General features: G+C 62.3%; 24 protein-coding genes. 23 read left to right on the plus strand and 1 reads right to left on the minus strand.

All coding sequences use genetic code 11. The annotated features are described in order from the left end of the window. The first annotated feature begins 5 nt into the window (after window positions 1-5). Both H8R02_RS24335 and H8R02_RS24340 read left to right on the plus strand, forming a co-directional pair. On the plus strand, window positions 6-1,004 hold the full coding sequence (locus H8R02_RS24335; protein WP_187084097.1) for a helix-turn-helix transcriptional regulator: 999 nt from the start codon (window positions 6-8) through the stop codon (window positions 1,002-1,004). A gap of 32 nt (window positions 1,005-1,036) precedes the next feature. After that, the gene (locus tag H8R02_RS24340; RefSeq protein ID WP_187084098.1) at window positions 1,037-2,401 is read left to right on the plus strand and encodes an ATP-binding protein; all 1,365 of its coding nucleotides are present in this window, start codon (window positions 1,037-1,039) and stop codon (window positions 2,399-2,401) included. A 206-nt stretch (window positions 2,402-2,607) separates the two neighbouring features. On the opposite strand, the gene H8R02_RS24345 is transcribed toward H8R02_RS24340, so the two are convergent. After that, window positions 2,608-3,363: a hypothetical protein gene (locus H8R02_RS24345; protein ID WP_187084099.1), complete on the minus strand. Its 756-nt coding sequence runs from the start codon at window positions 3,361-3,363 to the stop codon at window positions 2,608-2,610. 365 nt (window positions 3,364-3,728) lie between these two features. Between H8R02_RS24345 and H8R02_RS24350 the strand changes: the two genes are divergently transcribed. The 21 genes from H8R02_RS24350 to H8R02_RS24450 all read left to right on the plus strand — a co-directional run bounded on the left by H8R02_RS24350 (window position 3,729) and on the right by H8R02_RS24450 (window position 26,159). After that, window positions 3,729-4,244 carry a hypothetical protein gene (locus tag H8R02_RS24350; protein WP_187084100.1) on the plus strand — a complete coding sequence of 172 codons (516 nt, stop codon included), beginning with the start codon at window positions 3,729-3,731 and terminating at the stop codon, window positions 4,242-4,244. A gap of 20 nt (window positions 4,245-4,264) precedes the next feature. Next, on the plus strand, window positions 4,265-4,954 hold the full coding sequence (locus tag H8R02_RS24355; RefSeq protein WP_187084101.1) for a hypothetical protein: 690 nt from the start codon (window positions 4,265-4,267) through the stop codon (window positions 4,952-4,954). Between the two features lie 77 nt (window positions 4,955-5,031). Beyond that, entirely contained in the window at window positions 5,032-6,879 is a 1,848-nt protein-coding gene (locus H8R02_RS24360) for a TraI domain-containing protein (protein ID WP_187084102.1), read from the plus strand. Further along, window positions 6,879-8,831, plus strand: coding sequence for a conjugative transfer system coupling protein TraD (traD, locus tag H8R02_RS24365; protein ID WP_187084103.1), 1,953 nt, complete (start codon window positions 6,879-6,881; stop codon window positions 8,829-8,831). The genes H8R02_RS24360 and traD overlap by 1 nt, the downstream gene beginning before the upstream one ends. Continuing rightward, the gene (locus H8R02_RS24370; RefSeq protein ID WP_187084104.1) at window positions 8,828-9,454 is read left to right on the plus strand and encodes a hypothetical protein; all 627 of its coding nucleotides are present in this window, start codon (window positions 8,828-8,830) and stop codon (window positions 9,452-9,454) included. Before traD ends, H8R02_RS24370 begins: the two co-directional genes overlap by 4 nt. A 2-nt stretch (window positions 9,455-9,456) precedes the next feature. Next, window positions 9,457-10,095 (plus strand): IncC plasmid conjugative DNA transfer DtrJ family protein, encoded by a 639-nt coding sequence (locus H8R02_RS24375; protein ID WP_187084105.1) that lies wholly within the window; start codon window positions 9,457-9,459, stop codon window positions 10,093-10,095. Window positions 10,096-10,177: 82 nt separating this feature from the next. After that, window positions 10,178-11,173 carry a TadA family conjugal transfer-associated ATPase gene (locus tag H8R02_RS24380; protein ID WP_187084106.1) on the plus strand — a complete coding sequence of 332 codons (996 nt, stop codon included), beginning with the start codon at window positions 10,178-10,180 and terminating at the stop codon, window positions 11,171-11,173. Between the two features lie 21 nt (window positions 11,174-11,194). Beyond that, a complete protein-coding gene (locus H8R02_RS24385) occupies window positions 11,195-11,566 on the plus strand; it encodes a TrbC/VirB2 family protein (protein WP_187084107.1) in 372 nt (123 codons plus the stop codon). 3 nt (window positions 11,567-11,569) lie between these two features. Beyond that, window positions 11,570-11,875, plus strand: a complete 306-nt coding sequence (locus H8R02_RS24390; RefSeq protein ID WP_187084108.1) for a VirB3 family type IV secretion system protein — start codon at window positions 11,570-11,572, stop codon at window positions 11,873-11,875. Window positions 11,876-11,887: 12 nt separating this feature from the next. Further along, a complete protein-coding gene (locus tag H8R02_RS24395; RefSeq protein ID WP_187084109.1) occupies window positions 11,888-14,434 on the plus strand; it encodes a VirB4 family type IV secretion system protein in 2,547 nt (848 codons plus the stop codon). After that, entirely contained in the window at window positions 14,421-15,185 is a 765-nt protein-coding gene (locus tag H8R02_RS24400) for a hypothetical protein (protein ID WP_187084110.1), read from the plus strand. Before H8R02_RS24395 ends, H8R02_RS24400 begins: the two co-directional genes overlap by 14 nt. A 41-nt stretch (window positions 15,186-15,226) precedes the next feature. After that, window positions 15,227-16,558 (plus strand): type IV secretion system protein, encoded by a 1,332-nt coding sequence (locus H8R02_RS24405; RefSeq protein ID WP_187084111.1) that lies wholly within the window; start codon window positions 15,227-15,229, stop codon window positions 16,556-16,558. A gap of 57 nt (window positions 16,559-16,615) precedes the next feature. Then, window positions 16,616-18,580, plus strand: coding sequence for an AAA family ATPase (locus H8R02_RS24410; protein ID WP_187084112.1), 1,965 nt, complete (start codon window positions 16,616-16,618; stop codon window positions 18,578-18,580). After that, entirely contained in the window at window positions 18,577-19,194 is a 618-nt protein-coding gene (locus H8R02_RS24415; protein WP_187084113.1) for a lytic transglycosylase domain-containing protein, read from the plus strand. Before H8R02_RS24410 ends, H8R02_RS24415 begins: the two co-directional genes overlap by 4 nt. An 8-nt stretch (window positions 19,195-19,202) precedes the next feature. Further along, window positions 19,203-19,637, plus strand: a complete 435-nt coding sequence (locus H8R02_RS24420) for a hypothetical protein (protein ID WP_187084114.1) — start codon at window positions 19,203-19,205, stop codon at window positions 19,635-19,637. 111 nt (window positions 19,638-19,748) lie between these two features. After that, on the plus strand, window positions 19,749-20,504 hold the full coding sequence (locus H8R02_RS24425; RefSeq protein ID WP_187084115.1) for a VirB8 family type IV secretion system protein: 756 nt from the start codon (window positions 19,749-19,751) through the stop codon (window positions 20,502-20,504). After that, window positions 20,501-21,346, plus strand: coding sequence for a TrbG/VirB9 family P-type conjugative transfer protein (locus tag H8R02_RS24430; protein ID WP_187084116.1), 846 nt, complete (start codon window positions 20,501-20,503; stop codon window positions 21,344-21,346). Before H8R02_RS24425 ends, H8R02_RS24430 begins: the two co-directional genes overlap by 4 nt. A 1-nt stretch (window position 21,347) precedes the next feature. Next, on the plus strand, window positions 21,348-22,589 hold the full coding sequence (locus H8R02_RS24435; protein WP_187084117.1) for a TrbI/VirB10 family protein: 1,242 nt from the start codon (window positions 21,348-21,350) through the stop codon (window positions 22,587-22,589). Then, window positions 22,586-24,193, plus strand: a complete 1,608-nt coding sequence (locus H8R02_RS24440) for a TcpQ domain-containing protein (protein WP_187084118.1) — start codon at window positions 22,586-22,588, stop codon at window positions 24,191-24,193. Before H8R02_RS24435 ends, H8R02_RS24440 begins: the two co-directional genes overlap by 4 nt. A 17-nt stretch (window positions 24,194-24,210) precedes the next feature. Further along, window positions 24,211-24,696 carry a TcpQ domain-containing protein gene (locus H8R02_RS24445; protein ID WP_187084119.1) on the plus strand — a complete coding sequence of 162 codons (486 nt, stop codon included), beginning with the start codon at window positions 24,211-24,213 and terminating at the stop codon, window positions 24,694-24,696. Then, on the plus strand, window positions 24,693-26,159 hold the full coding sequence (locus tag H8R02_RS24450; RefSeq protein ID WP_187084120.1) for a hypothetical protein: 1,467 nt from the start codon (window positions 24,693-24,695) through the stop codon (window positions 26,157-26,159). Before H8R02_RS24445 ends, H8R02_RS24450 begins: the two co-directional genes overlap by 4 nt. The last annotated feature ends 4 nt before the right edge of the window (window positions 26,160-26,163 follow it).

The raw sequence follows: 26,163 nt of genomic DNA on the forward strand, positions 1-26,163 counted from the left end.
TGTCCATGGACCTGCCCCGCCAGCATCGTCATCAGGTCGACCACAGAGGTGAGTCGTTCCTGGTGTGCTGCGAGCGCGCTGGGGCTGCAATTCGTGTCTGGGTCGAGCGGACGTCCGGCACTGATAGGGACCGGATAGTCTTGGCCGACGGACATACCCATGCTCCCGACAGCGCGGACGTTCGCAACGAGTTCGCAATCTTGGCGGACAACGCCCTCGGCGTTGCTGAAGAAGTTGCGATGTCGAGTGGCCTATTCCATCGAACCGGCCGCTCTGTGCAGGCTGGTGCTCGATTGCTCGCGGTCTGGGGGTTTAGCTCGTCGTCTCCGTTGCGGATTCGCGCACCTGGCGAGGCCGACACGCGACCCGTCAGGGATCCCTTCGGACTCGTCGGCAAAGACGTCCACGCCGTGATGAGGTTCTTCGAAGAGTCCGTACGCATTTTCGGTGTGAGCGGAATCGCCGTCACGGGGCCTGACGTGGCGTCGGATGATCCCGATCGGCGGACGCTGGTCGCTGCGTCGCCGCAGGCTCTTGGGGAGGTCGACCCGGCGTACCTTGTGACGAACGAGCGGCGTATGCACCCCGCAGCCGAATGGGGGCCGCTCGGCGACTGCCCCTACGTCGGAGCGCTGGCCCTTGCGCAGTTCGGATTCGAGGTGTGGATTTCGGTGCGCATTTCTCTCATGGACGGGCACTACTACGAGGTGATGATGTTTGGCTCAGCGACGCTCTCCGAGGGTGCGCACGCTCAACTCGCGGCGGCAACTGGATTCAACATGATCGCGCCGCTGCGGCGCGCTGCCGTTGCTTCGCTAAAAATCTCGTCGCGCGAGCTGGAGGTCCTCCGTCACGGTGCCATGGGCGTCAAGGAGACGGCGGAATTGCTCGGGCTGACGATCAGCACGGTCAAGTTTCACCGGGACAACATTCGCAGAAAGATCGGCGGTGAAACTACGTGGCAAACATACCTCCGCGCGCAAAAGCTCGGGGTGTTTGATTGAGCGGTCACGACGAATCTTTGATGGCGAGCAACATGCGCAAGCTGTTCCAGGGCTATGTCCGATACCACCAGAACGGACCCAACATGCTCCGGTACATGGGTTGGTTTGGGCTGCTGGCCTATCCCGCCTTGTACGCCCTGCGCTTTTACAAGTCGGAGCCGGTCTATGACGACCTCTGGTTGAGACTCGTCAACGGTGGGCTCTGCCTACTGCTGCTACAAAAGGGCTGGCCGGAGAGTCTGAAGCGCTACTACATGCATTTCTCGTATGTGGCGCTGATCATCATGTTGCCGTTCAGCATGGTGTTCGTGGGGCTACAGAACCAAGGCGGGACCGTCGCTGTCGCGAACGCGATGATGGCGATCTTTCTCGTCTTGCTGCTCACCGACTGGCGCAACACCATCGTGTCCGTGCTGATTGGTGCAGCGCTCGGCGTCGCAGCTTATCTCCTGCTCAACCCGAATCCGGTGCGGCCGCGCGACTACATCGAGCGTATTCCGGTCGTGGTTGTCATGTCGATCGCAGCCACGCTCATCAAACTCGCGTTGGAGAAAACAACGGCGGAGCGCACCACGCGCCTCGAGCGTCAACAACGCGAGGGTCGCGTTGCTGCTTTGCAGGAGACGGTGGGGTTTCTGGCGCACGAATTGAACACGCCTCTGTCGGAGGTTCGCCTGCTGGTCGGTGGTGTCCGCGACATGTATGTGAAAGGCCCTGACCCTGAAGGCGCTCGCGTGGATAGGTTCGAGGTAGATGAAGCGGGCGATGTGCTGAAAATGCTGGAGCGGATCGAGAAGCGTGCAAGCTATTCGCAGGATCTGGTCCAACGTCTGATGCGGTCGGCATACCATCACCGCTACGACGGTGGCCCGCAGGAGCTCACGGCGTCGAGCTTGGTGCAGTCCCTGCTTGAGAACTATCCTTTCCCGGACGACAGGGGCGCCGGTTTCGTCGATGTAGTGACGGTCACTGACTTTGTCTTGCAGGGATCCCGTGAGCTCCTGTACCTGGTTCTGTCCACACTCACACAGAATTCGCTGCTCGCTTTAAAGGGGCAGCCGTCGCCGCGCCTGGTCATCGAAATCATCGGCAATGGCGTCGGTCAGCCGGGCGGCATGATTCGCGTCACCGACAACGGGTGCGGTGTCCCACCTGATCTGATCTCGAAGCTCGCGAAAGAAGCCGTGCCAAGTGGCTGGAAGGAAGGACACCGTGGCGGAGGCATGGGGCTGATGTTCGCGCAGCGCGTGCTGGAGGCGAACGGCGGCAACGTCAGTGTCGAGTCGATGGCGGGTAAGGGCACCAGCGTCACTTTGACGTTCCGCGGTGGTGCTGGCGGCTCGGTTGGTGCCAACGTGCGCCAGTCGCATACACCGACCAACCAGTCGGAAGTCTGACAACGCCGGGACGCCCGGATTTTTCTTTCGAAACCTCGCCAAAAAGCCAGTTTTCGACGGTCAGTGCTACTCCTAAAGTTCAGCCAACTCAGGAGCGGTCGCCAATGTGACTCCTCCGCCTTTCAATCCAGCCCGGAGGCATGTCGATGATCGTCGTTGAATCGCGCTACCCCCGTGTCTCTCGCGCCAACACGGTGCCGAGGAGTTCACGCGCTTCGGTTGCGGCCGATTTCGCGTGCCAGGGTTTGGGCGAACTGAAGTCGCAGGAAAAGGGCGCGGATGTTCTGATTGCCGGCGCGCCCATGGAACACGACGTGGGGTACGTCACGTTCTTCATCATGCCGAAAGACGGCATGCCGATCAGTGCACTCCGTGCACTCCAGCAGGTCGAATCCAGCGTCGCCCTCGAACAAGTAAAGGCGTCCAAGGGTGACGTCGGTCGACTGCACCGGCGCGGAAACCACCAGGTAGTCACCGGCGGCGATTCCGAATCCCATGGGCACCTTGGCCACGTGGTACATCAAGCCCGCGAGCTCGCTGGCTGGGACATGCGCCTCAGAGGGGAATCGAATGGCAATGCTCTCGCCGGGGCCGATTGGCTTCACGACTACCGTGTCGGGCGGAAGTGCTTCCGCACGATGCTCGTCGAGGAAATAGCCCGGAGGTCTCCTGGTGATGTCGCACAGCGCCATCAACTGCTCATACGACGGCATGCAGTGGCCGCCGAGAAGCTGGGTTGCGGTTTCAATGTCGGTCGGAATCGAGATCGACATGTTCACAGAGAGCTGGCGTGCACGTTCCGTGCGCTGGACAGGGTACGTGATCGCGTCGAGAGCGACCGCAAGCCGCATTGCGAAGCGGCGCTGCAGACGCTGCATCCCCTCCAGCTTGCTGCTCAAAGCCATCATGTTGTTGTCATTCGCCCCAGGTCCGAAGACCGGCTTTCGGTCCGAGTCGATCATGAGCGCGTGCTGCCCGCTCGGGTGTTTCGGCAGCGGGTGAGTGTATCGGCATGCACGACTGGCCCGCGGCTCGTGAAGCGTCCTTGGGTTCGGGTGAACCCGATGCAGCTTCCAAGCCAACTCATGTCGTGAAATTTTGCGCACATGCTCGGTTAGGTCCAACTGCCACCTGCTAATTTTGACAGGTAGTAGTTTTGGGTAAGTGACAAGTTCCTGTAACGTGCGAGACAGCCGGTAGTTTGCGTCAAAACAGTAACAGGCCAATCTTTCAGAGGTTTTACGTGGAAGTCAGCTTCAAGTCGGACTCTCTCAGGCACTTACCCACCCCTTCTCGAGCGGTGCGGATGGAGAATAGCAGCGCCCTCATGCGGCGGTGGAACCTGCTCCAAAGTGGTGCGCTGGACGATCCGCGGGTGGTGAACCGCTGGTTTCCCGGTCAACGGGACATCCTTGAAATTCTCCAAGTCCTGACCCTCCCCGAAGTCGAGCGGATAGCGGATTGCGGCGTGCCCCTGTTCGGGTTGCAGCTGCGCTGCACGGACTTCGTCCTGGACGCTTATGCCGCGAGACAGGTGACCGATCCGATGGAGCAGGGCGCGGTGCAGGAGTCGTTCATCGCGTTGATGGCTCGACTGGACTGTGTCCGCACCTGCTTCCAGCAAGCGTGCCTCACGTTCAATCTCACGTACGCAGAGGCGGCCTGGCTCCAACGCTTTTGCGCCCACGAGCTGCAAGCGCTGGCGCACGATCCGTCCATGCAGTTGACCCCATTGGTCAGCACCGAATTTTTCGTCGCATCTGCAACCCGCACGTTCACGAGCGTCCAGCGCTCGGTGCTGGGGTGTGTCTCGCGGCGGGCGAGGCCGGCCCTCGCGCACTAGATAGCTTCAAGGACACTCTCATGAAACTTGGATTGCCTGCGCTGTCAGGAAGGGCGCTCGCCTCACGCACCAGCAGAGGAATATTTGAAGACGCTGCCTGGGAGGAGCGCTTCGAGACGCTGATTCGGCTCACGTCGCGCACGTCCCTCATCATCGAACTGACGGGCACGGACCTGACCGAGCGCACCATCAAGAACCTCGTCGACAAGCGTCTCGGGGAATGGGGCCAGACAGCCATTCGCCCACGGGGCAATGGACGCTGCCCAACGAGCTCGACTTTCCTGCCCACGAAGGTAGAACGCTTCGATGCCGCCTACCTCTCAGCGCTCTACTTTGGCAGGCGTGGCCCTGGAGAGTTCTCGGAAGTCGAGAGCAACCTCGGTCGCGCGTTGGATCGGTTGATCGAGGCGTTCCTGCGTTACCGCGCGGACCTGTATCCCGACCCGACGATCGAGCCTCGGTTGAACTTCGAGTCGTTCTGCTTGCTGATCAAGGGCATCCGCGCGAACGAGATCGAGCTTCGCAATTGCCCCGATTGCGGTTCTCGGCATCCGTGGCACAGCGGCTTGGCCGGCCACCCCGTATGCCCGGTTTGTGCGGTGCTGGACCTCCGAATGGGGGCTGCACAGCGGGAGATCGAGGCACGCATTCGCGAACATCGCAGCCAGAGCCGCACCCATTCGGCCGCTCGCGAGCTCGTCGCGCACTAGCGAATCGTCCTGCAACGCACGCGCGCGCGTGCGTTGGATGCCCCAGCCGCGCGGGGCGTCGGCCAGAAAATTCCTGAATGGATTTTCAGTGGCTGCGCCGGCTCATCGCTCCTCCTTCCGCTGCTCCGACGGAGGCCGTGACCTCGCAGCCTGCGAGAGCGGCCGGATCATCGGCGCGGCTGCAATACCCCCCTGCGGACACCGGCCTGCCGATCTTGGACGCTTCCGAGATTCTCTCCGCCAACCAGCAGTTGCTCACGCGCCTTCATTTGCACGCGGCTGTGGAAGAGGCGCAGTTTGAGCGCCGTTTCAGGGCCCCGCTTCGTCGCCTCGCCGAGCACATCAACACGCTACCAGCAACGGCGAGTGGACTATTCGCCGGAGAGATGGGGCTGTTTCGCGCATGCCTCGAACTCGCATTCTTCTCGTTCCAGAGCTCCGATGGTCGGATCTTCACCGGTGCCGAAGGCGTGGAGCGGCGCCACTCGCTGGAGGCTCGCTGGCGTTACCTGTGCTTTTTGGCAGGACTCTTTTTCCCACTGGGCCGCAGCCTTGACTTGATGGCAGTTGCCGCTAGCGACGGGGCTGTGTGGAAGCGTCACTTTGGAGGCGTCACGGACTGGGCGCGGGCCAGCGGTGTCGAGCGATTGTTCGTTTCGTGGGGCAGTGCAAGCGGCGATGCCGAAATTGGGCCAAGCCCCGCAGCCGTCGCCCTGGTGCCCACCGTGGTGGGCGCCGAGAACCTCCAGATGCTCCATGACGGTGAGGGCGAACTCGTCACCGCGCTCTACGCGCTGGCGGCGGGTGGAACAGGCCCATCGCGTCTAGCGTACCAAGTCGTCTCCGGAACCTGGGAGCGTGTCCAGCGCCGCGAGGACGCGCGGCGGCCGCAGGCGTTCGGGCGGTTGCTGGCCGGCTCCCACCAAGGCCCATATCTGATCGGTGCTGTGCGCGCGCTCATCGAGTCGGGCGCCTGGAAGGTCAACGAGTCCTGCCTTCGAGCGGACGCCAAGGGGCTTTACCTCCTGTGGCCAGATGCGGCGCCGAGCGTCATCGGATACGGTAAGGCGCGAGATTATGCGGGGTGGCCCGACGATGCGCCGACGCTCTCGGCGCTGATGCGCGCGGCCGGCATCCTTGACAGCGATGCGGGCGACATGGGGATGGTGGAGGTCGTTGATGAGCACGGCGAGATCAAGCCGGGCGTCAAATTCGCCAACCCTCTTGCGGTGCTCGAGGACTACGATCCCGACCAGTTCGCCCGCGCACCTGCGAGTTTGGACGAAGTTGTGCGCGCTGATCCGATCGCGCAGGCCGAGCAGCAACAGGCGGCCCCCCCAAAAGAGACTCGCTCGAAGAAGCGCGCCGCAGCGGAGAAGGTCGCCGCATCCGCGCCCACGACCGCGCCGGAGGCACAGGACGTAGAGGAAGCCGAGCAGCCTGCAGTTGACGCTGGCAAACCGAGCGCTGACCCAATCGAGCAGACGGGCGCTGGGTCGCAATCCGCCGCCACCGGAGTGCCCTCCTTGCAGGAGATGGCCAGGCAGCAGTCGAAGCCCGAACGCCTGGTCGAAGCCGCGGAGGTGCGCTACGCCGACCTCGTGCCCGAAGACCTCCGGACAGATATCGGTTCTGCGCTGCAGGTCGAGCGGCTCGGCAAGGTCATCAAGGCGTGGCGCGAGCGTCCGGAAAACTCGGATTCCATGCGCCGTATCGACAACGGCGCGGCGATCTCGTTCAAGTTCCTGTCCGAATTGATCCACGAGGTGCCTAACTGGTTGGAGGCGCTGGCCAGAACGGGATTGATCCACTCACCGCGTGCGACGCCGGGCATGCGCATCCAGAAGGTTTCGATTCCTGAGGGCCGCCCTGAAGTGCAAGCCGTGGTTCTCTCCAATCTCGCGTGCAAACGGCTCGGACTCTGATGGCTGAACGAAAAAGATTCGAGCAACTACTTCGGCCCGCCTACGAAGCGCGGGCCGGCGTCGTCTGGGCATTCGCGAGCGTGTGGATGTTCGGGATCACGATCGCGTTCAATGCTTCGAAGCCGGCGCTGCTTGGGTGCGCAATGCTCGCCCTGGTGATGGGCGCGCTGCGAATCTTTGCTGCGCGGCGGCTGCTGTTCTACAAGCTCGCCCTTTCTGGTAAGCCGGTAGTCGTGATGCCGGCAATTCGAATGCGCGACGCGATGAAGGACCTGCAGGACAACCTCTGGCTGGGCTGGGGCTACAGGTGGGAGCCGAGGCACACGCAACGCGCCTTCGAAGTCATGAAGCGCGACCTCAATGAAATTTATCCGCCGAGTTGGTGGCTGAAGTGGATCGGCCGCGACGATCCGCGGAAGGCAAAGGGATTGCCCTGGATCCACGGGCTCGACATGGGTGAGCGAGACGTGGTGCTGCCTTTCGACACCCTGAAGGGTCACTGTGCCGTGGTGGCCACCACAGGCGCGATCAAGACGCGTCTCGCGGCCCTCGTGATCTTCCAGTTGGCGATGCGGGGCTGCTGCGTCATCGTGATCGACCCGAAAGGCGACAAGGACCTGCGCGAGATCTGCCGGCAAGCAGCGGTCCTGTCCGGTGATCCCGGACGATTCCTGATGCTGCATCCTGCGTTCGCTAGCGAGAGCGTCAGGCTCGACCTGATCAAGAACTGGGATCGGGTTTCTCAAGTTGCCTCGCGTATCACGATGGTCCTGGACAGCCAGGAGGCCGACAACTTCAAGGAGTTTTGCTGGATGGCCGTGCATCGCATCACGAATGCGATGAAGTACGTCGGTCGGCGAGTGTCGGTGTACACGCTGAAGACGGCGATGGAGTCACGAAGTGCGGTTGAGCACCTCACGTCGCTCGCACTGAAGAAGTTCTTCGGCGAGGACTGCCCGCAGCTGCAGGATGCGCTCGAGCGCCAGGTCAACGCGTTGGCGGCACAGGCATCTGGCCGCAATCCGCCCAAGGGCATCGTAGAGACCGGCAGCATCGAGCTCACGGCAATGATCAAGGTCTTCCAGGAGATGGTCCCCGAGCACGAAGACGATGCGCGTCAACGTGGCTTGCCGGTCAAGCCCGAAGAGCTACGTGGTCTCGTCGCCATCTTGGAAGCGAACCGTGAATGGTTCGGAAAGATGATCATCTCGATCACGCCGCTCCTGACCAAGCTGACGACCGATGATCTTCGCGATCTGCTGTCGCCGGACTACGACGACATCGACGATCCGCGGCCGATCATGGACATGAAGCGGATCGTCGAGGGCAACCATATCTTCTACCTCGGGTCGGACACCATGGCCGACGAATCGGTGGGCCGCGCGATGGCGACCATGGTTCTGGCCGATGCTGCCTCAGTCGCTGCGGAGATCTACAACTACGAAGAGCCCGGGCACGCGCGTCGGCGCGAGATACACATTTTCAATGACGAGGCCGGGGACGGCTTGGGCAACCCCGCGATCCAGCTCGCGAACAAGGGGCGGGGCGCCGGCGTGTTCATGTGGTTCCTGTTTCAGACGTTCAGCGACATCGTTGACCGCTTCTCCGGCAATGTCCATCGCGCGAAGAAGCTCATCGGAAACGTGAACAACTTGATCGTCGCCGCGACCCAAGATCCGGACACGATGAACTTGATCATGGACAAGTTGGGTGAGACGAGCATCTTGATCCAAGGCCAGTCGACAGGAATTGGGTCAAAGACGGAGGACGTCGGGCTGGAATTCTCCGCAAACTCGAGCACGAACATCAGTGAGCGCGACAGGGAGATCTTTCCGCGCTCGTTGTTGCCAAGCTTGCCAGACCTCCACTACATCGGACTGTTCAATCGCGGGGAGCTGGTCAAAGGGCGGATTCCCGTACTCACCGCGCGAGGCCACGAACAAGAATCATGAACACCACTGTCATTTCCATTGGGCACAAACGCTCCCGGGGTTCCGAAACGCGCAACGCGATCGCGGAAGGTGAGGTCATCTGGCCGGTGAGCGACCTGCCCGATCAGAAGCAGACCGGGCAGTGGCTGAACGAGACGATCGCCGGCAAGCCTTATGAAGGAATCGCGCTCTCCTTGTGGACGCACCATCCGAACTTTCGGCTGGCGACGGAAAAGCTGGCGGGCTTCATCACGCCGAGGTGGCCCGCCGCGAATGGCGAGCCGCTGCTGGGCGTCGCAGTAGAGCGCGCCGCCCGAGCAGCGGAAGAAGCGATCGACCGCGCGCAATCGTTCGAAGGCCGCGTCGTGGGCGTGTACCTGTATGGCCTCGCGAGCATTGTGGAAGACGTGGCAAAGCTCTCGATCCGCGGGATCGACCGCGATGGTGCATCTCGCGGGTGGGAGTACTTCTCGGTTCCGCTCCTCCAATGGGCGCGCGGACATGGTATCGAGCAGCTGCTCGTGCGCCAGATTCCGGGGTCGCCCGCGTCCGTCTTGCTGCACGGACTGCGCAATAGCCTGATCGCGCATATCGCCAGCGCGACCGACGCGGGTTGTCTTGCCAAGTACGCCCCACACGGTTGACCATGAAGAACTCCCAGCATCTCGGATTCTGGTTGCTGCTTGCCGCGCTTGGATTCTTCATCGCGCCTATGCTGCGGACCACGGACGAAATGGACTCCTTCCTGCGTACGGAAGTTCAGCAAACGCGGCTTGCGATGGGCGACCGGCTGGGCGGTCTTGTGACGTCCGTTGCCAACGGCCTCTTTTCCAACACACCACTGGCAATGCTCGCGGGCGAACTGAAGGCGGCGCAGCACACGAAGGCCGAGCAGGAGTTGGGCGCGCGAGTGGCTGGCCCAGTGGGGGAGTTCGCGTCCCAGGTTCACAACGGCTATCTCAAGCGCATGGTGAAACAAGCCTACGTCGTAGCGATGCGCTTCGCCATCGTCGTTTTCTGGCTTGTCGCGCTGCTGCCCGTCTTTGTGGCGGCCGTCTATGACGGGCTCATGCTGCGCAGCGTGAAGCTCGCCGAATTCGGGTCCATGCGTCCTGCAACCTTCACCCTCGCCGGATTGATCGTTATCCCGGTCTTGGCTTTGCCGCTCCTGTATCTCACGCTACCGTTCCATATGTCACCACTGCTTGCGCCGGCGTGGGCCGCACTTGTGGCGCTCCCGCTGTCGTTGCTGGTATCCAACTCGCAGCCGCTCTTCGGCCGCTGATCGAGCTGCTCCCGCTCCAACGCACATCCAAGCGTGCGTTGGATGCGGATGCTGACGCGAATGTCCGCCACAGAATTTCAGGATGGACGCATCGACGACTTCAAACCGCTTGGCAACCGCGAGCACGCGTGTTGGGTACAAGTCGCAGATCCTTTCCCAGATCATGGACACCCTCGGGTCCATCCGCCAGGTCTTTGACGACCCGGACGTGAACGAGATCATGATCAACGCCCCGAACGAGGTGTTCATCGCCAAGAACGGCCGAAACGTCCGTTTTCCGGTCACGCTGTCCAGAGGCGAGATCGAAGCGGCTATCACCTTGATCGCCGCGCTCGTGACCAAGGAAGTCGGCGAGAAGTCGCGCTCGCGCATCTTGTCAGCGCGTCTCCCCGGTTTCCGGGTCGAGGCCATCCTTCCGCCGGTCGCCGTAAATGGGCCGTCCATGTGCATTCGACGGCACGCAGCGCGGGTCTTCACTTTGGAGGAGTACGTCACGCAAGGCGTCATTTCCGAGAAATACGCGCAGATCCTTGTGGACGGCGTCTCCAAGCGAGAGACGTTCCTGGTGGTAGGCGGCACGGCATCCGGAAAGACCACGTTCCTCAATACCGCGCTGTCCCTCATCCCGAAGGAAGAACGGCTGTTCGTGATCGAGTCCGTCCAGGAGCTCCAGATTCGGGCGGAGAACCACGTGCTGGTCGAGTGTGACGAGGAGCATGGTGTCACACCTCGGAAAGCGGTTCGGACAGCCATGCGGTACGCGCCAGGTCGAATCTTCATGGGTGAGCTGCGTGGCCCCGAGGCCTACGACTGGGCGGATGCGGCGAACACCGGCCATCCGGGTGGCGGCGCGACGATTCACGCGAACAGCGCCACGCGCTCGCTTCCACGGCTTGAGAACCTGATGCTGATGGCGAACATGGGCATTCCGTACGAGCCGCTGCGGGCACTGATCGCAGAGACCGTGCAGCTCGTGTTCTACATCCAGCGCGAAGGCAAGGTGCGGACGGTCTCCCAGGTGAGCCGTCTTCATGGGTACAACCGCGCGAGCGGCGAGTACGAGATCGAAACATTCTGATTTTCAACCCCGGAGAGTTCAATGCAAGCCAACCTGATCCAGATTCCCGCAGTGCCCGCGTTCGGCCGCGGAAGCGCCTTCTACCTCGCCGCGGTCGTGCTGATCGTTCTGGCGCTCATGTCGCCCGGCGGCGCGCATGCGGCTGCGTTCGACATCCCGTTCCTTCAGGAGTTCGGCTGTCCGATCATCCAATGGATGAAGGGGCCGCTCGCAGTCTTCATCTTCATCGCGGTGATCATCGCCGTGTGCGTGATGGGGATGATCATGAAGATGGACTGGAGCCGCATCATCTCCGTCGCCATCATCTTCGGCATCCTCACCGGCTTGGGCGGCTTCCTGGCGAACAACAGCTACATCCAGCGAGTGACCGGCCTGTCGGCCTGCCTGCAGTAAGACATGGCGTCGCGCAGCAGTCCGTTCCACGCAGCGCTGCATCGTCCGCGCCTCATCCTGGGCGTCGAGAAGGGGTTTTTCGCTGGGCTGGTGATCGCAGGAACGATGTTCCTCGGGCTCCACCTCTACTCGGGATTCTTCTTCTTGCCCCTCTTCTTCCTGATCGGGCGATGGCTCTCGAAACGCGACGACCAGTTCGTGGCGCTGCTGTTGCGGTACTTGCAGGAGGGGCATGTCTTCGACTCGACTCCCCGCACGACCGATAGGCAGGAAAGAGCGCGCGGCTGGGGTCGTGACCTTCCAACATGACGAGGATCTCAGGTGCTGACGTTTGAAGATTTGTTCACGAAGCCTCGGCGGGCGGCCCGGAGCTTCGCCGAGCTGCTGCCGTGGTTCGGGCTCGTGGCGCCTGGCCTAGTGCTTTGCAAGGATGGTTCACTGCTTGCCGGCTTCGAGTTCAGCGGCGACGACGTGGAGGGCAAGGAAGACTTCGCGGCCGATCAGCGCATCGAACTCCTGCAGAACGCGCTTCGCACGCTGACGGACCGCTGCACCTTGTGGACGTTCCAAGAGCGTCGCTTCACGAGCGGCTATCTCGACAACGAGTTTTCGAACCCGGTGGCGCGACTGATCGACAGGCAATGGGAGAAGGCCTGCGGGCAGCGCAGGAACGCTCGCCTGCGCCAAACCATGTACCTGGGCTACAACTTTCCCAACCGGTCGGAAGCGTTCTTCGAGGCCGTCGGCTCGGCGCTTCGGGAGTCGGATGGCCGCGTACTCCCTGCGTTCACGCAACTAGTGCGGCAGCGCCTGAGCGAACGTGGCGCACTCTCGCGCGTGAGAGGTCAGCTGGGTGACATGGCTCACGAGTTCGAGAAGATCATTTCGGACTTCAGTGGCGTGGTGGACCGGGCCATAGGCTTCCATCGGCTCATTGAAGGCGAGCTGCTGGGCGAACTGTACGGCCGGGCGAACCTCGCGTCTGCGGGTGGTCCAGTTGATCCGCCGGACCTCGACCAGCTTGCCTACCTGAACACGCTGTTGGCCACGGACGACGTCGATCGACAGCACGACCTGTTCCGATTCCGCGGCCCCAGCAAGACGGTATGGGTTGGCGCGCTTTCGACAACAGGCACGCCAAAAAGCGCTCACAGCAGCCAAGTCGACAACCTCATGGCCCTCGACTGCGAGTATGTGCTTTGCCAATGTTTCCGTGTCCTGGATCGGGTCCCGGCGGAGAAGGACATCCAGGATGCGGAAATGTTCTACCGGTCGGAGGTTAAGTCCGTCGTCACGCGCGTCGCCGAGCGACTGTTCGACGTCGTGAGCGACAAGGTGAATACCGGCAACCTGACTTTGGCAGACGATGCGCAGGAAGCCCTTGTGGAGTTGACCACCGGCGACGTCGCTTACGGCTACTACAACATGACCGTGCTCGCCTTGGGCGACACGCAGCGCCAAGCGGAAGCGGCGGTCGACCTCTTGAGCAGCACGCTGCGCGCCGGCGGCTATACGGTTCTGCGCGAGCGTCAAGGTTTGTTGTCCGCCATCCTGACCACCTTCGCGGGCAGCGCGAATGCGACGTTGCGGTGGAAGCTCACGTCGACGGCGAATATCGCTGACCTCGCGCCCATTCGGACGATCTCGACTGGCGAGAGCACACACCCGCTCTTCAGTCGCATTCTCAAGCGGGAGGTTCCTCCGCTTTGCCGTTTCGTCACACCCTATGGCGTGACGTACGATTTCAACCCGCATGAAGGCGACCTGGGCCACACGGCAGTGGTCGGCGGATCCGGAGCCGGCAAGACGACGCTGCTGACTCTTCTGATCGCGCAGTTCCAAAAGTACAACCCATCGCGTACTTTCATCTTCGATAAGGACTACTCGCTGATGGCGGCGACGGTCTTGCTCGGTGGGAAACACATCGACATGGGTCGCAAAGGTAAGCGCCGGAACATGAATCCGGTGCGCGTGATGATGGAAGGTGGCGACGACTCTCGCCTGAGGCAATGGCTCGAAGTCTTGATCGGCGCTGGCGGAAACACCGTTTCTGCGCAGGAAAGCACGAACCTGAACGCCGCTATCCAGCAGCTACGCAAGTCGCACAGCGTGCGTTGGAAGCTCAGTGGTCTGTACGCACTGGTCGCGGGACAGAACCAGGACCTGGCGTTGAAGCTCGCGCCCTACGTCGATCGCACAGAGGAAGAAGGCGACTACAACGCCGGTTCCCACGCGGCGTACTTCGACAACCAGGAGGACGACTTCGCGTTGACCAACATGGTCGGCATGGAGTGCGGCGGGCTGCTGGACGATCCGAAAGTGGCGAGCCCGTTCATGGACTATGCCTTCTACTGCATCGAGCGCGCGCTCGACGGGAACACGCCCAGCATGATCTACGTGGAAGAAGCGTGGTACATGCTTTCGAACCCGGCTTTCGTGAGCAAGATGGAAGACTGGCTTCGCACCTTCCGCAAGAAGCGGGCTTTCGTGATGTTCGCTACCCAGTCGCTGGACGAGCTCGCACGGCTTCCGAACCTCGGCTCTTTCGTGACCAACATCCCCTCGCAGATTCTCCTGCCTTCGATGAAGTCCAGCGTGCACGAGCAGGCCGACCAGTACAAGGCGATCTGGGGTACGACGGATGCGCAGATCGAACTGCTCGCGCAGGCGATTCCGAAGCGTGACTACCTGCTGGTACGCCCTAACACGACGCGCCTCGTGAATACCGATATGCCTGCGGTGCTGATCGCCATCAACGAAGCGACGACACAAGAACACAAGCGCTCCGCACTGCTCGACTACGCGCGGGAGGGTGGGCCGGACTGGGAACTGCGATACCTGAAGGAGGTGCTGAATGTCAAAGCTTGAAAAACTGAAAGCGTGGATTCTCGTTCTCTGCACCGTGGCGGCCGCGCCGGCACACGCTGGCGGCGGGTTCGCGGGTGCAACGGAGCCGACGCAGCTGATGAACAACGTCGAGCTCGTGAAAGTGGCGCTTGACAGCGCTAAGTCCGCGTCCACGCTGGTCCAGAAGTACATGCTGCAAATCCAGCAATACCAGGCCCAGTTGCAGAATCTCAAGCAGCTCTCAAATTTGCCGACCGGCCTTCCGAGCGACTTGACAGCGGCCTACAACACGTTGAGCAGTTATCGGAACGCGATCACCACGCTCGAAGGCAGCCTGGGCAACCAGGTGCAAGCGATCGAGACGCGGTTGACGGAGGCTCGGCTTAGCGGGATGAGCTGGAGCCAGTATGTGTCGACCGTTTCCAACGATGCGACCCGCCGTCAAAAGAGGGCGGTCGAGCGGCTCAAGTACGAAGAGGATCTGTTGAAGCAGGTTCAGTCCGACTACGAATTTGCGCGGCAGCTGCAGCCCACGATCAATACGACAGAGGGCGTCCAGCAGTCCATGGCGCTGCTCAACTCGCAGATGAATCGAGTGGTAACCCAGAATGCGAAGTTGCTCGAGGTGCTGAGCCAGACAGTGGGTGACCGCGCGGAGCGCGACGCAGCGAAGGCGGCCGACGATCAGCAGTCCGCCGCACAGCGTGAAGCGATGCGCAAGCGGCAAGAGGCGATCGAACAACGCCAGCGCAGCTTCGGGGGGTTCCAATGAGACGAGGGGCCGGGCACTCGCTCGTAGCGGATGCAGCAGGCATGCTTGCCGAACGGATTACTCTCGCGGCTCTGGGACTGCTTCAGCGTTACGCGGGCGGCGGGATCTATCGCCGACTGCGGCGGGCCCTGCTTGTGGTCGCTGTGTTGGCGTCCACGATCGCTTTCGGCGTCGAACCACCGCCGGCGCCGCCGACCGCACCAACCACTACCGCGACGCAATACCCATTCAGTCCCGAACAAATTACCGCAAAGTTGTCCACGTCGGTGGGTACCGAGCTCAATCGCCTAAAGAACAACACGCAGCTTCGATCTTTCGGCGACGCCGTGACGGCGTTCTTCCTCGTGACGTTGCTGATCTGGGCTGCGATCAAGAACATGGCAGGGGGCAAGGGCCTGGGCGAGATGATCGCGGACTGGGTTCCGGTCTTCGTGAGCTTTGGTGTCGTCTATGCGTTTCTCGACCGAACCGCCGGCGAGATCATCGAAAGGACGATGGATGGAATAGGTGCATCAATCGCCGGAGCAAACATTTCGACCTTGGACGGGGCGCTTAGGGCGGGGATGCTGCCGATCTTCAAGGCGATTGCCGCGATCGTCGACATGCCGCGCGTGACTGCCACCGGCACCGCAGGAGATTCGATCTTCAACGGTGTGGTGATGACGTTCCTCGCATCGGCAGGTTCCATGGTGATGGCTGCACTCGCCAAAGTCTTCACGGCATTCCTGCTTGTGCTGGCGGGCGTCGTCATGGCGGCGCACATCATCATGGGCTACGTCTCGGTCACACTCGTTCTGGCCTTGGCGCCCGTGATGGTCCCGTTCCTGATGTTCAAGCCGCTGGGCTGGATCTTCGAGTCGTGGCTCAAGTTCCTGCTCGGTGCGTGCATGCTGAAGATCGTGGCGCTGTTCCTTCTCAATGTCTCGGCTGGACTTCTGACGAGCGTGACGGACATCGCGACGTTCGCTGCAAATGAGGCGCGCGGAGCACTGGCGGTTGAAAGCTTCTTCGCTGACGTGTTGCTTTACGGAGTCCTCATCGCTTTCGCAACCCTCTCGGCTCTGCTTATGAGCCAAGCGCCGGGCATCGCTTCCGGGCTCTTGTCCGGTGGGACCGGGAGTATTGGTTTCTCGGGCGTGAAGGGGGTCGCGCAGAGCACCGCCGGGAAGACCCCCGCGATGGGAGGCGCAGCCGCTCGCCAGGCTGGAGGCCTTGTGCAGGCGCCGTTCTCTGCGTGGCGGGGCGCGGTGCAAGGTGCCAAGGGGCAGGCACGTGATCAGGTTCGACGCGGTGCAGCTGCGCGAGCAGCCTATACCGCTGGGCGTGGCGCTGGCCAAGCCGGCAGGTGGGCGGCCAACAAGGCTCGCGGGTAGGTGTTGACCAGAGGAAGTTCGCCTGTAAGCTAATCTGGCTCATGGGGGAAACGCACGATGGAAAAAAATCAACACGAAAGCTCTGAACTACTCGGGACGGCAATCTATTGGGGAAGCCTGATTTGGCTGTGTGCGCTGGGATACAAGAAGTACATCGGCGCGCCAATCCTCTATCAACTGCTGCCCGACATCAGCATCGAGGCGTTCTTCGCGCTTGGGATTGCTGCTCTGTTTCTCCTGGCACTACTGCTGGCCATCAGCAAGCGGATGGTGACAGGTACGTCTGGCGAGTCATTCGTCCTGGGGGCAATGGCGCCGGTTTACTGCGTCGTGCTTGTCGGCGCATGGGCCGCTTGGATTTGGCATGGAACTGCCAAGGGCGCAAACCATCTGCCAATGCTTGTCGCTGCGGCCGTGTCCGGCGTTTCGGCATATTTGTGGCGATTCGGCTTTCTTGCGAATTCTCGCCGCGAACACACCCGCCAGGAACTGCCCACCAGGGAGTCCGATGTCGCAGACGAACCTGCTCGCGTGGAGAAGCCGCGCAAGACGTTCGCGGACATTCACGGCAACGCTGAGACCAAGGCGCGTCTCAAGGCCGCAGCCGATGTGGTTGTCGCGAGGCGCGGAACCAACGGCGAGGCGCGCAACGGCATTTTGCTGCACGGTCTGCCGCGTAACGGGAAAACCGCGTTTGCCGAGGCGCTCGCGGGCGAATTGGGGCTGCCGCTTGTGAGATTGAGCTATGCCGACGTTGCCAGCGAATGGGTAGGCAAGAAAACTGCTGCAGTTCGGGCAGCCTTTGCGCAGGCCGTCAGGAGCCAACCTTGTGTGTTCTTCATCGATGAGGTCGACAGCTTCTTGGAAGCGCGCGATGCCGGAGGCGCTGGTGTCAAGGAAGACCGGGACCTGGTGAATGCGATGCTCACGTTGATGACGGACATCCGCAGGCATCGCGTGATCCTTGTCGCCGCGACGAATTTCATTGATCGTCTGGACGCAGCTTCGATCGGTGAAGGCCGATTCGACTTAAAAGTTGATATCCCACCCCCAGACTTGCCCGCCAGAATTGGGCTGCTCAAGCAGGGGCTCGACTCTAATGCACCCGGAATCGTTGTTTCGGAGGAAACCGTTCAGCGCGTAGCTGCTCGGTGGAATGGTTACTCAGTCAAGCGCATCCTGGCCGTCACGGAAGAACTCCGCGGCGTTCTGAACGGGAAGAGGAGGGCCGAGTTCTCCGACTTCATGGCCGCACTTCGCGTCGTTCAAGGCCAGCGTGGGTCTATCCCGGAAGACGTGAAGCCACTCTCCGATTTGGTGATGTCTGAACGGTCTCGCCGACTGATCGACGAAATCGTTGGGCGGATGGCCGACCCTGAACACACCGAGCGATACGGCGGCACCTTGCCCACTGGTGTTCTTTTCCACGGCGAACCCGGAACAGGTAAAACTGCCACCGCGAAAGCGATTGCGCGCGAGCTGGGTTGGGCATTCCTGCCGGCGACTGGGGCCGAGCTGGCACGAGATCCGCGCAAGCTCGACGCGCTCCACAACAAGGCGATGGAACTGCGGCCAGCGATCATCTTCGTGGATGAAGCGGATGAACTGCTCCGCGATCGCGCGTACTCGCCTGCCACGGATTCGACGAACAAGCTGCTCACGCTCATGGACGGCGTTCACGACCGAGTACGAGACGTCGTCTGGGTTGCCGCTACGAACAACCCCGATCAGATCGATGGCGCTCTGCTCCGTGGCGGGCGGTTTACCGAGAAGGTGTTGTTCGAGTTGCCAAGTGCCGACGCGTTGGCGCGTCATTTGGTGAAGTGGCTGGCGCAGCGTAACGTGCAACTAGAGGACGGCTTCACGGCGGGGCAATTCGCAGAGCATGTCTCTGGTCAGAGCATTGCGAACGCGGAGGCAATCGCGCAGGCAGCGCTCAACCGCGCCGTGTCGAGGCGGACGCTGCCGGTCGTCGTGACCGCGGTCGATGCGGACGAAGCTGTGAGGACGGTGCTGGGGTGAACTTCAAGCTGGGTTGGAAAACGCTGCCTTTTCTGCTGTTCGTGCTCGGCGGGCCGGCCTATGCCCAGACGGGTGGCGAGATCCAGGCCGGCGCGCAGCCCGTCCTCCCCGCGTTCTTGAACGACCGCACGCCATGCGTGCCAGATGCCGCGCGCTATCACGGTGTCAATCCATGGATTCTGAAGGCCATCCTGAACGTGGAGAGCGGATTCAATCCACAAGCGATCAACAGGAACGCGAACAAGTCGATCGATGTAGGGATGGCCCAGATCAACTCTATTCACTTCAAAGAGCTGGCTTCCTATGGCATCGCTCCCGCGCACCTGATGGACGGGTGCATTGCTACCTACATCGCTGCCTGGCACTTGGCGAAGCAGATGCGCCTACACGGCAACACCTGGTTCGGCATCGCGAGCTATCACAGCGCCACGCCATGCCTCAATTCGCGGTACGCGGGGCTGCTTTGGAACACGTTGGTGGGATGGTCCGTCATGGCCGGTCCACGCGTCCGGATTCCGCGTATGGACGAATGCGGGGGCGCAGGTGCATCGGCCAGTACACGTGGACAGATCCGCTCGAGCACGTCGGCTAGTGTCGCTTTCGACAGCGACTGAGAGTGAACATGGCCGCTACATCGCAACCTTCTCTTGGCGCTGTTCTCGACCAAGCCTTGCTGCTTCCTGCGCATGAACAACGTCAGCTCGCCGAGGCAATGGTGGCGCTCACTGGTGGGGCATTGGCTCACAAGGGCGGGCCGGAGCTAGCTGATGCTGCAGGGCTTGACGTGCACGCGTGGTTGCAGTCGATTCGCAGTTCATCGCCTTGGGCACAGCTGCAGGACATCGACGCATCGCTGGAAGACGTGCTGGCACCGGAGGACGAAGACGTGCTACGTGCAGCACGCGCAGCGCTGCTCGCCGAGCATCCGCAGATTGCTGCTCGCAACATCGTGACAAACCTTGTTGTGCAACAGCCCCTCGCCTTCGCTGCGGGTGGCGTCGGCCTGGTTCTCGCCGTTATCGCAGTCGGCCGCGGCCTCTTCCGCCTCGTTTTCTGATCCCCCGAGGGCACCCCGCCCTTATTTCCGCCTTCAACTGACGTAGCAGCGTGCGTTGCGAGGGGTCGCCTGAAGGACCTCCGCTTCTACAGTGACCGCAAGAGGTCACGCATGTCATTTTTTGGGAAATTTTCCAGAGCACGTTCGGTCGACGACGAGGCCGGAAGCGACGCCGCTTCGCATACCGAGTCTTACCTTCACGCCGGCGCCAACACCCCGCCTTCTCTCTACGACAAGGCGCGCGAACAGTTCGTCGAGATTTACGGATCGGCGCAAGTCTCCAGCGCTCGCATGTTCCTGATCTCGGTGGGTTGCATCGTTCTCGGCCTGGCAAGCGTCGCAACGCTCGCCTTCGTGCTGCCGTTGAAGACCGTCACTGGGTTCCTGGTTCCTGTCAACCCCGACGGCACGGTCAATCGGCCTGTGGAGGTCCAGCGGGTAGATCCGAACACTGCGGTGATCAAGGCCGAACTAGGCCGCTGGGCCGAGGCAGTCTACGCAATCGACCCGCTGCGCAGCAGCGAACTCTTGCGCTGGGCGAATGCTCGCACGGCCGATAAGGGGGTCACCCAGTTCGGTGAGTTCCGAGCGCGCGAGCGGATCTTCGAGCGCATGTCGCGTGAGCCAGACATGGTGCGGGAGGTCAAGGTGACCGCGGTTGACGTTTCTCAGAAAGGCACGGCGTTTGTCTTCCTGACCACGACCGAGCGCCTCGGTGCTGGTGCTCCCGCGCCCGACAAGGTGAAGAAGTTCCGCGTGACCCTGAATTACCGCCTGCTGCCCCCGACCCAGGAGAAGGACCTCCTGGCCAACCCGCTGGGGCTGTTCGTGACCCAGTTCTCCGACGTAGAGGAGCGCGCCCTGTGATCAAGTTCAACCTGTGGCGCGTTGCCGCCTGCGCCCTGCTTCTGGCGATCGCTGGCGTCCCCTCGGCTTTTGCCGAGGTCAAGGCCACCCCGCTGGCCGGCGACACACGGCTCGTCCAGTTTCAGTTCGACGCCGACCAGACATACCTGGTGCTTGCGAAGCCCAAGGCTGTCACGCACATCCAGTTCGGTGCCGACGAACTGATCCAGTCGGTGGCGGCCGGCGACACCGCCAACTGGGAGCTCACTCCGACAAAGAATCGGAAGAACCTCTTCGTCAAGCCCAAGTTCGAGGACCAGGAAACATCGCTGACGGTGATCACCGACCAGCGGACCTACCAGTTCGTCCTGCGCAGCACCGGCGAAGGCAAGAAGTGGCACCAGCGCATCAACTGGATCTACCCGCAAGAGGTGGTGCTGGATCTTGCCGGCGCCGACGCTCCTGCGACTGGCAAGACCCAAGCGGCCGCGATCACACTTGGCGCGACTGCCACGGACCCGGGCCTGCGCCTCGTCACGGAACCGACTGGCTTGAAGCCGGAAGCGCTTCGCTTCCGCTACGAGATCCAAGGTGACGCACCGTTCCGCCCCACGGTCGTTTTTGACGATGGTCGATTCACCTATTTCAAGATGCCGTCAGGCCTGCAGGAGCTGCCGGCCCTGTTCGCTGTGATCGACGGCAGCGACTACGCGCTGGTGAATTTCGAGGTGAAAGGAGATTACCTGGTCGCGCAGCGAGTGGTGGAGAAGGCCGTGTTGAAGCTCGGTCGGACCGAGGTGAAGATCAACGCGGCGCCGGTGCAGGCGAAGCGTAGTTTCCTTGGCCTCCAGCTCGGGAGCTGACGTGGGACTCTCCGACAAGTCAATCCTGGAGCCCGACGCGCCAAAGCCGGGTATCCCCGTCAAGAAGTCGACGCTCGCCGTTCTGGGCCTCATGGCACTGGTCGCAGCAGGTGTGGTGACAACGCTGTTGTCCTCCGGATCAGGCGCATCGGAGAAGACCGTCGTCGCAACCGACCCATCGGAGATACGCAGCGTGGGGACCGATGCGACTCTTCGCGAGGAAGAGGACGAAGTCAAACGCCGGCGCGCTGCCGTGCCTGCAATGGCTCCCGCGTCTGTTCCGCATCCGGTCGCATCCGCTCCGTCTGCTCCTGTGCCATTTCCAGTCGCGTCCGCGGCCACGGCCGCACCCGGGCGTTCCGCTGCTGAACTGGAGCAGGAAGCAGCAGTGCGGCTGTCGAAGTCGCTGGCGCACGACTTCGATGACACGTCCAGAGACGTACAGCGTCGTGATATTCAAGCCGCAGGCGCAGGGCGGGAAGACTTGGGAGCACTGCTCGGAAGAAACGCAGCCGCCGCCGTTCCGCCGAGTGCCACCGCCGACACCAGCCTTCAGAACGATCGCATCAAGCAGCTGCTGGGGCAGGCGCCGGCAACGCGGGACGAAGGGGCGTGGCTCAAAGAGTATGCAAAGGAGGCGGATGGCAAGCGAACCATCCGCGGCTACGCGGCCGCCGGCGGCTATGTGTTGCGGCAAGGAAAGATCATCCCCGCAATCCTGGGTCGCCAGGTCAATTCCGATCTGCCAGGACGGCTCACTGCGTACGTCAGCTCGAATGTCTACGACAGCAACAACAACTTGCTGATCCCGAAGGGCTCGACCCTGGTGGGAGCCTACGACTCGCAAGTCGCTGTTGGTCAAACAAGGCTGATGTTCGCGTTCACGCGACTGATATTGCCCAACGGCTACTCGTTCGATCTGCCTGCCGCTCAAGGTGTCGACATGGCGGGCGCGAGCGGCATGTCGGGCGACGTCAACAACCACTTTCTCAAGATGTTCGGCACCTCGTTGCTGATCGCCGTTCTCGCCGACAAAGGCAAGCAACCGAGCAGCGTGACGCAGGTTGGTGCCACTGGCCCCGCCACGGCTGCCGGCCAAGTGCTCTCCGATGTCAGCAAGACGATCCTCGAGCGCAATCGGGTGATCCCGCCAACGATCACTGTCGACCAAGGCACGCGCATCAATGTCGAAGTCGTCGCCGACATGGTGTTCCCAGAACCCTACCCGGTCCGTCACCCATGAAGTCCATCCAATTCCTGTCACCCCAGATGGCCCCTGTCGTACTGCGCCGCGTTGCTCGGTCAGCGATAGGTCTCGCGCTGCTCGCGCTTTTCCCGGCGATGGGTGCGGATTCGATCCGTGTTGGCAGCTTCGACTTCAACTACGCTGCCGCCGGCGACGTGCGGGCGAAGCCAGTGCAGGTTTTCGACAACGGACGCGAAACCTATTTCCAGTTCCGCGCGGGCGAGGCAGTGCCGGCGATCTTCAGCAACAAGGCGGACGTGCCCCAGTTGCTGCAGGTGACGCAGGAAGGCCCATACGTGAAGGTGCCGGAAGTCCACGGCCGATTCGTCCTGCAGGTCGGTCGCGCGCAAGCGAATGTGGTCTATTCCGGTCTTCCGCGGGAGAGCAGCCCGCCGATCAACTTGGTGGCCCCGTCGGGGGCAACAGCGCCCTTCAACGGAGTCTCGATCCCCGAGGGTGCTCGGATGGTGGCCACGTTGTCGGTACCCGGAGCCGGCGGAGCGCCCGACACGGCGATCTACCGCAACAGCTATGCGACACCCATCAAGGGCGACGCGGTGACCTGGGGAGAGACGACAAAGTCCGAGAGCCACGTCTGGTTCGCGCGGGGATCGGCTGCGCTGTCGCCGGAAGCGCGCCGCGAGCTCGTTGCCATTGCCCGTTCCATTGGGGACAGCAGCCGCGCGATCGTCACCGGCCGAGACGACGACACCCTCAAGGAAGGCCTGGATCGCGCGCGCGGAGACGCCATCGCCGACGCGTTGCGCAGGCTGGGCGTCGATTCGAGTCGCGTATCGGTTCGCTCAGGTGTTGCCGGAACCCCGAAGGGGAAGCAGTGGCCCAGCTCTATCACCGTCGAAACCGTCCGCCAAGTCGCTCAACCCCGTCCCAATGTGCGGGCGAACCTCGACGCGCTGGTGCAGGCAGGCGTGCTCAATCAGGAGCAGGCGAGTGCGATCGCATCCCAGCAGTCGGGCAGAGGAACCAACGATGGCACGCGCCCCATCGCGTTCACGTTGACAGCAGCTGATCGGACCATCCAGGGTTCACTGCGTCGCTGGGCTTCTCAAACCAACTACCAGCTCGTGTGGGACGCCCCTGCCGCACTGGATGCGCAGATCACCGGCGACGCCGTTATCGGCGGAGCGACGATCCAGGAAGCTCTTGAGCGCTTGCTCAACGGCCTGAAGGACCGTGGATACGTCCTGGATGCGACTTTTTACAGCAACCGTGTGATCCGCGTAGCGGTTCCTGGCGCAACTCCTCAGCGGCCAGCGACAGAAGCGCCATCTGCGCCAGAAACGGCAAGGCCACAGCCGACGCAGCGACCGCGAGGCGCATCAGCGCAGACCGCGGTGCAGTGGCAGATGCGTCATGGAGACACCAATGTGCAAACCATGCTGGCTCGCTGGGCGGATGACGCGCAGTGGAGGCTCGTCTGGAACGCGAGCGATCGCGTTCCCATCACCGGCGACGCCGTCATCACCGAGCCGACTTTCAAGGCGGCGGCCGAGGCAGTCATCGCACAAGCATCTGCTGTGGGCTACCGACTGCGCGCCTCCGCAACAAACGACCGCACCCTCGTGGTGAGCAGCTACTGATGAATCGAGAAAACTCCATGAAGATCTCCGTACTCCTCGCCAGCATCGTGGCCGCGATTTCGCTGCCCGCTGCGGCCCAATCCGTCCGCAACACCGCGGACGCGTTCCCCATCGCCCCCGCGGCACAGCGCCTTCCCGTGGCTCCGTTGCCCGTGGCGCCAGCAACAGTTGCCAGACCTGTCACGCAAGCGCCGGTCGCCCGTACCTATGCGCTGGAAGAGAAAGACAGGAACCTCCGCGCTGCATTCGCCCGCTGGGCTCGTGAGCGTGGCGCGTCGATGCAGTGGTTGCTGGTCGACGACGTTCCCATCGACGCGCCCGGACCGGTGCGCAACACGTACCCCGATCTGGACCCGCAGCAGTTCGCGTCGAGCAGCTATCCGGACCTGGTCGAAGCGATGACCGTCGTCGCGCACGCATTCAGCAAGTCGCGCTCGCCCTTCGTGGTCCGTGAGTTCGACAACACCATCGTCGTTCAACCCCGCCTGAGTGCCCGCAAATGAACCACTCGATTCTCGACACACTCCGTTCGTGGGCGCGCCTGCCGGCAGCGCTCATCTTGATCACGCTGGTCTCCGGTTGCGCAGTCGTGCAAGCCGAGAAAAAGACCGAAGACCTGGTGAAGGTCGGCACGGTGCGTACGACAGCGACGCAGGAGCAGCACGCCCAGCGCGCCGCCGATGAGGTTCCGCTGTTCCAGCGCATGCCGGGCTTGTGGGTCTCGGACCGGATCGTTCCGCGCAACGCTGCCCAGACGCTTCCGCCCGTCTTCGATCAGCCTTTTGCGTACCGCTCGATCGATCCCACCCCTCTGGGTCTGTTCGCGGCGGACCTTCAGCGTGCGACCGGTACGCCCGTGAAGTTACTCGGTGATTCGGCCAGCCGGTCCGTGATGCTCGACTTCGTCGGCACCGGCCGCCAGGCGATGGAAAGCCTTCCGTCGCGCTACGGCGTGACGTGGGAGTTCACCGACGGGGCCATCGTGATCATGCAGTCCGTCACCAAGATCTTCCGGATCGAGCGCAGCGGCGTGGACGTCGGCGGCATGGCTGGCAATCGAAAGGACCCGTGGATCGAACTCGAGGCGAACATCAAGGCCATCGCCCCGAATGCTCGCACCAGCATCTCGCGCAACAACAACACGATCACGGTTGTCGGCGCCCCGCTGGCGATGCCCGACATCGAGAAGCTGGTCAACCTCGATGCCCGCTCCGCCGCTCGCCGCGTCGTGCTGCGGTGGCAGCTCGTGAACTTCAAGGCGACTGAAGGCGGGGAAGCCGGCATTGCTCTCGACGTTCTGCTGCGCCGTGCCGGCGGAACTGCATCGCTGGTCGTTGGATCGCCTTCGCAGACTGCAGGCGCCGGAGTTCTCACCCTGACGAAGTCCGGCGGCTCCACCGACGGCAGTTCGTACGCTCTGTCGCTGTTGAACCAGAGCGGCAACACCGTCGTGGTTCGCGAGGGGTTTGTGCCGCTGCAGCAGAACGATACGCAGGAATTCGGCAACACGCGCACGATTTACTACGCCTCCAAGTCCAGCCTGGTGACCGTTCCGACCTCCTCGAGCGGCGGCTCCAACGTCGGCAATACCGCGGTCGTCACCGAGCAGTCCAGCATCAACGTCGGCCTGGACGGCAAGTTCGGAATCAGCGTCTTCGACAGCGAACTCGCCGAACTGAGCTACGAGCTGTCCGTGACAGTGCTCGACTCGCTGCGCAAACAGCAGTCTGCGATTCAGTACCAGGAATATCCGGAGACCAGCCAGCGACGGGCTCGTGGCCGCATTCGTGTTCAACACGGGCAGACCTACGTCATCAGCACGGATACAGCGGAAAGCGCGAGCTTCGACCGTCGCGGCCTGCTGCCCGGACAGGCAGCAGTGCTTGGCGGAAACGTCTCAGCCTCGCAGACCAACGACCAATGGCTGCTGCTCGTCACTCCGATCATCACCAACAGCGCCTTCTGAGGAC

Origin of the sequence: Ramlibacter albus (assembly GCF_014297445.1) — a bacterium.
Taxonomy (GTDB): Bacteria; Pseudomonadota; Gammaproteobacteria; order Burkholderiales; family Burkholderiaceae_C; genus Ramlibacter; species Ramlibacter albus.

What these genes read in the sequence shown, in the direction of transcription:
- H8R02_RS24335 (WP_187084097.1), top strand. Translation starts at nt 6, where the DNA reads ATGGACCTGCCCCGCCAGCATCGTCATCAGGTCGACCACAGAGGTGAG.
- H8R02_RS24340 (WP_187084098.1), top strand. Translation starts at nt 1,037, where the DNA reads ATGCGCAAGCTGTTCCAGGGCTATGTCCGATACCACCAGAACGGACCC.
- H8R02_RS24345 (WP_187084099.1), bottom strand. Translation starts at nt 3,363, where the DNA reads ATGATCGACTCGGACCGAAAGCCGGTCTTCGGACCTGGGGCGAATGAC.
- H8R02_RS24350 (WP_187084100.1), top strand. Translation starts at nt 3,729, where the DNA reads ATGCGGCGGTGGAACCTGCTCCAAAGTGGTGCGCTGGACGATCCGCGG.
- H8R02_RS24355 (WP_187084101.1), top strand. Translation starts at nt 4,265, where the DNA reads ATGAAACTTGGATTGCCTGCGCTGTCAGGAAGGGCGCTCGCCTCACGC.
- H8R02_RS24360 (WP_187084102.1), top strand. Translation starts at nt 5,032, where the DNA reads ATGGATTTTCAGTGGCTGCGCCGGCTCATCGCTCCTCCTTCCGCTGCT.
- traD (WP_187084103.1), top strand. Translation starts at nt 6,879, where the DNA reads ATGGCTGAACGAAAAAGATTCGAGCAACTACTTCGGCCCGCCTACGAA.
- H8R02_RS24370 (WP_187084104.1), top strand. Translation starts at nt 8,828, where the DNA reads ATGAACACCACTGTCATTTCCATTGGGCACAAACGCTCCCGGGGTTCC.
- H8R02_RS24375 (WP_187084105.1), top strand. Translation starts at nt 9,457, where the DNA reads ATGAAGAACTCCCAGCATCTCGGATTCTGGTTGCTGCTTGCCGCGCTT.
- H8R02_RS24380 (WP_187084106.1), top strand. Translation starts at nt 10,178, where the DNA reads ATGGACGCATCGACGACTTCAAACCGCTTGGCAACCGCGAGCACGCGT.
- H8R02_RS24385 (WP_187084107.1), top strand. Translation starts at nt 11,195, where the DNA reads ATGCAAGCCAACCTGATCCAGATTCCCGCAGTGCCCGCGTTCGGCCGC.
- H8R02_RS24390 (WP_187084108.1), top strand. Translation starts at nt 11,570, where the DNA reads ATGGCGTCGCGCAGCAGTCCGTTCCACGCAGCGCTGCATCGTCCGCGC.
- H8R02_RS24400 (WP_187084110.1), top strand. Translation starts at nt 14,421, where the DNA reads ATGTCAAAGCTTGAAAAACTGAAAGCGTGGATTCTCGTTCTCTGCACC.
- H8R02_RS24405 (WP_187084111.1), top strand. Translation starts at nt 15,227, where the DNA reads ATGCTTGCCGAACGGATTACTCTCGCGGCTCTGGGACTGCTTCAGCGT.
- H8R02_RS24410 (WP_187084112.1), top strand. Translation starts at nt 16,616, where the DNA reads ATGGAAAAAAATCAACACGAAAGCTCTGAACTACTCGGGACGGCAATC.
- H8R02_RS24420 (WP_187084114.1), top strand. Translation starts at nt 19,203, where the DNA reads ATGGCCGCTACATCGCAACCTTCTCTTGGCGCTGTTCTCGACCAAGCC.
- H8R02_RS24425 (WP_187084115.1), top strand. Translation starts at nt 19,749, where the DNA reads ATGTCATTTTTTGGGAAATTTTCCAGAGCACGTTCGGTCGACGACGAG.
- H8R02_RS24440 (WP_187084118.1), top strand. Translation starts at nt 22,586, where the DNA reads ATGAAGTCCATCCAATTCCTGTCACCCCAGATGGCCCCTGTCGTACTG.
- H8R02_RS24445 (WP_187084119.1), top strand. Translation starts at nt 24,211, where the DNA reads ATGAAGATCTCCGTACTCCTCGCCAGCATCGTGGCCGCGATTTCGCTG.
- H8R02_RS24450 (WP_187084120.1), top strand. Translation starts at nt 24,693, where the DNA reads ATGAACCACTCGATTCTCGACACACTCCGTTCGTGGGCGCGCCTGCCG.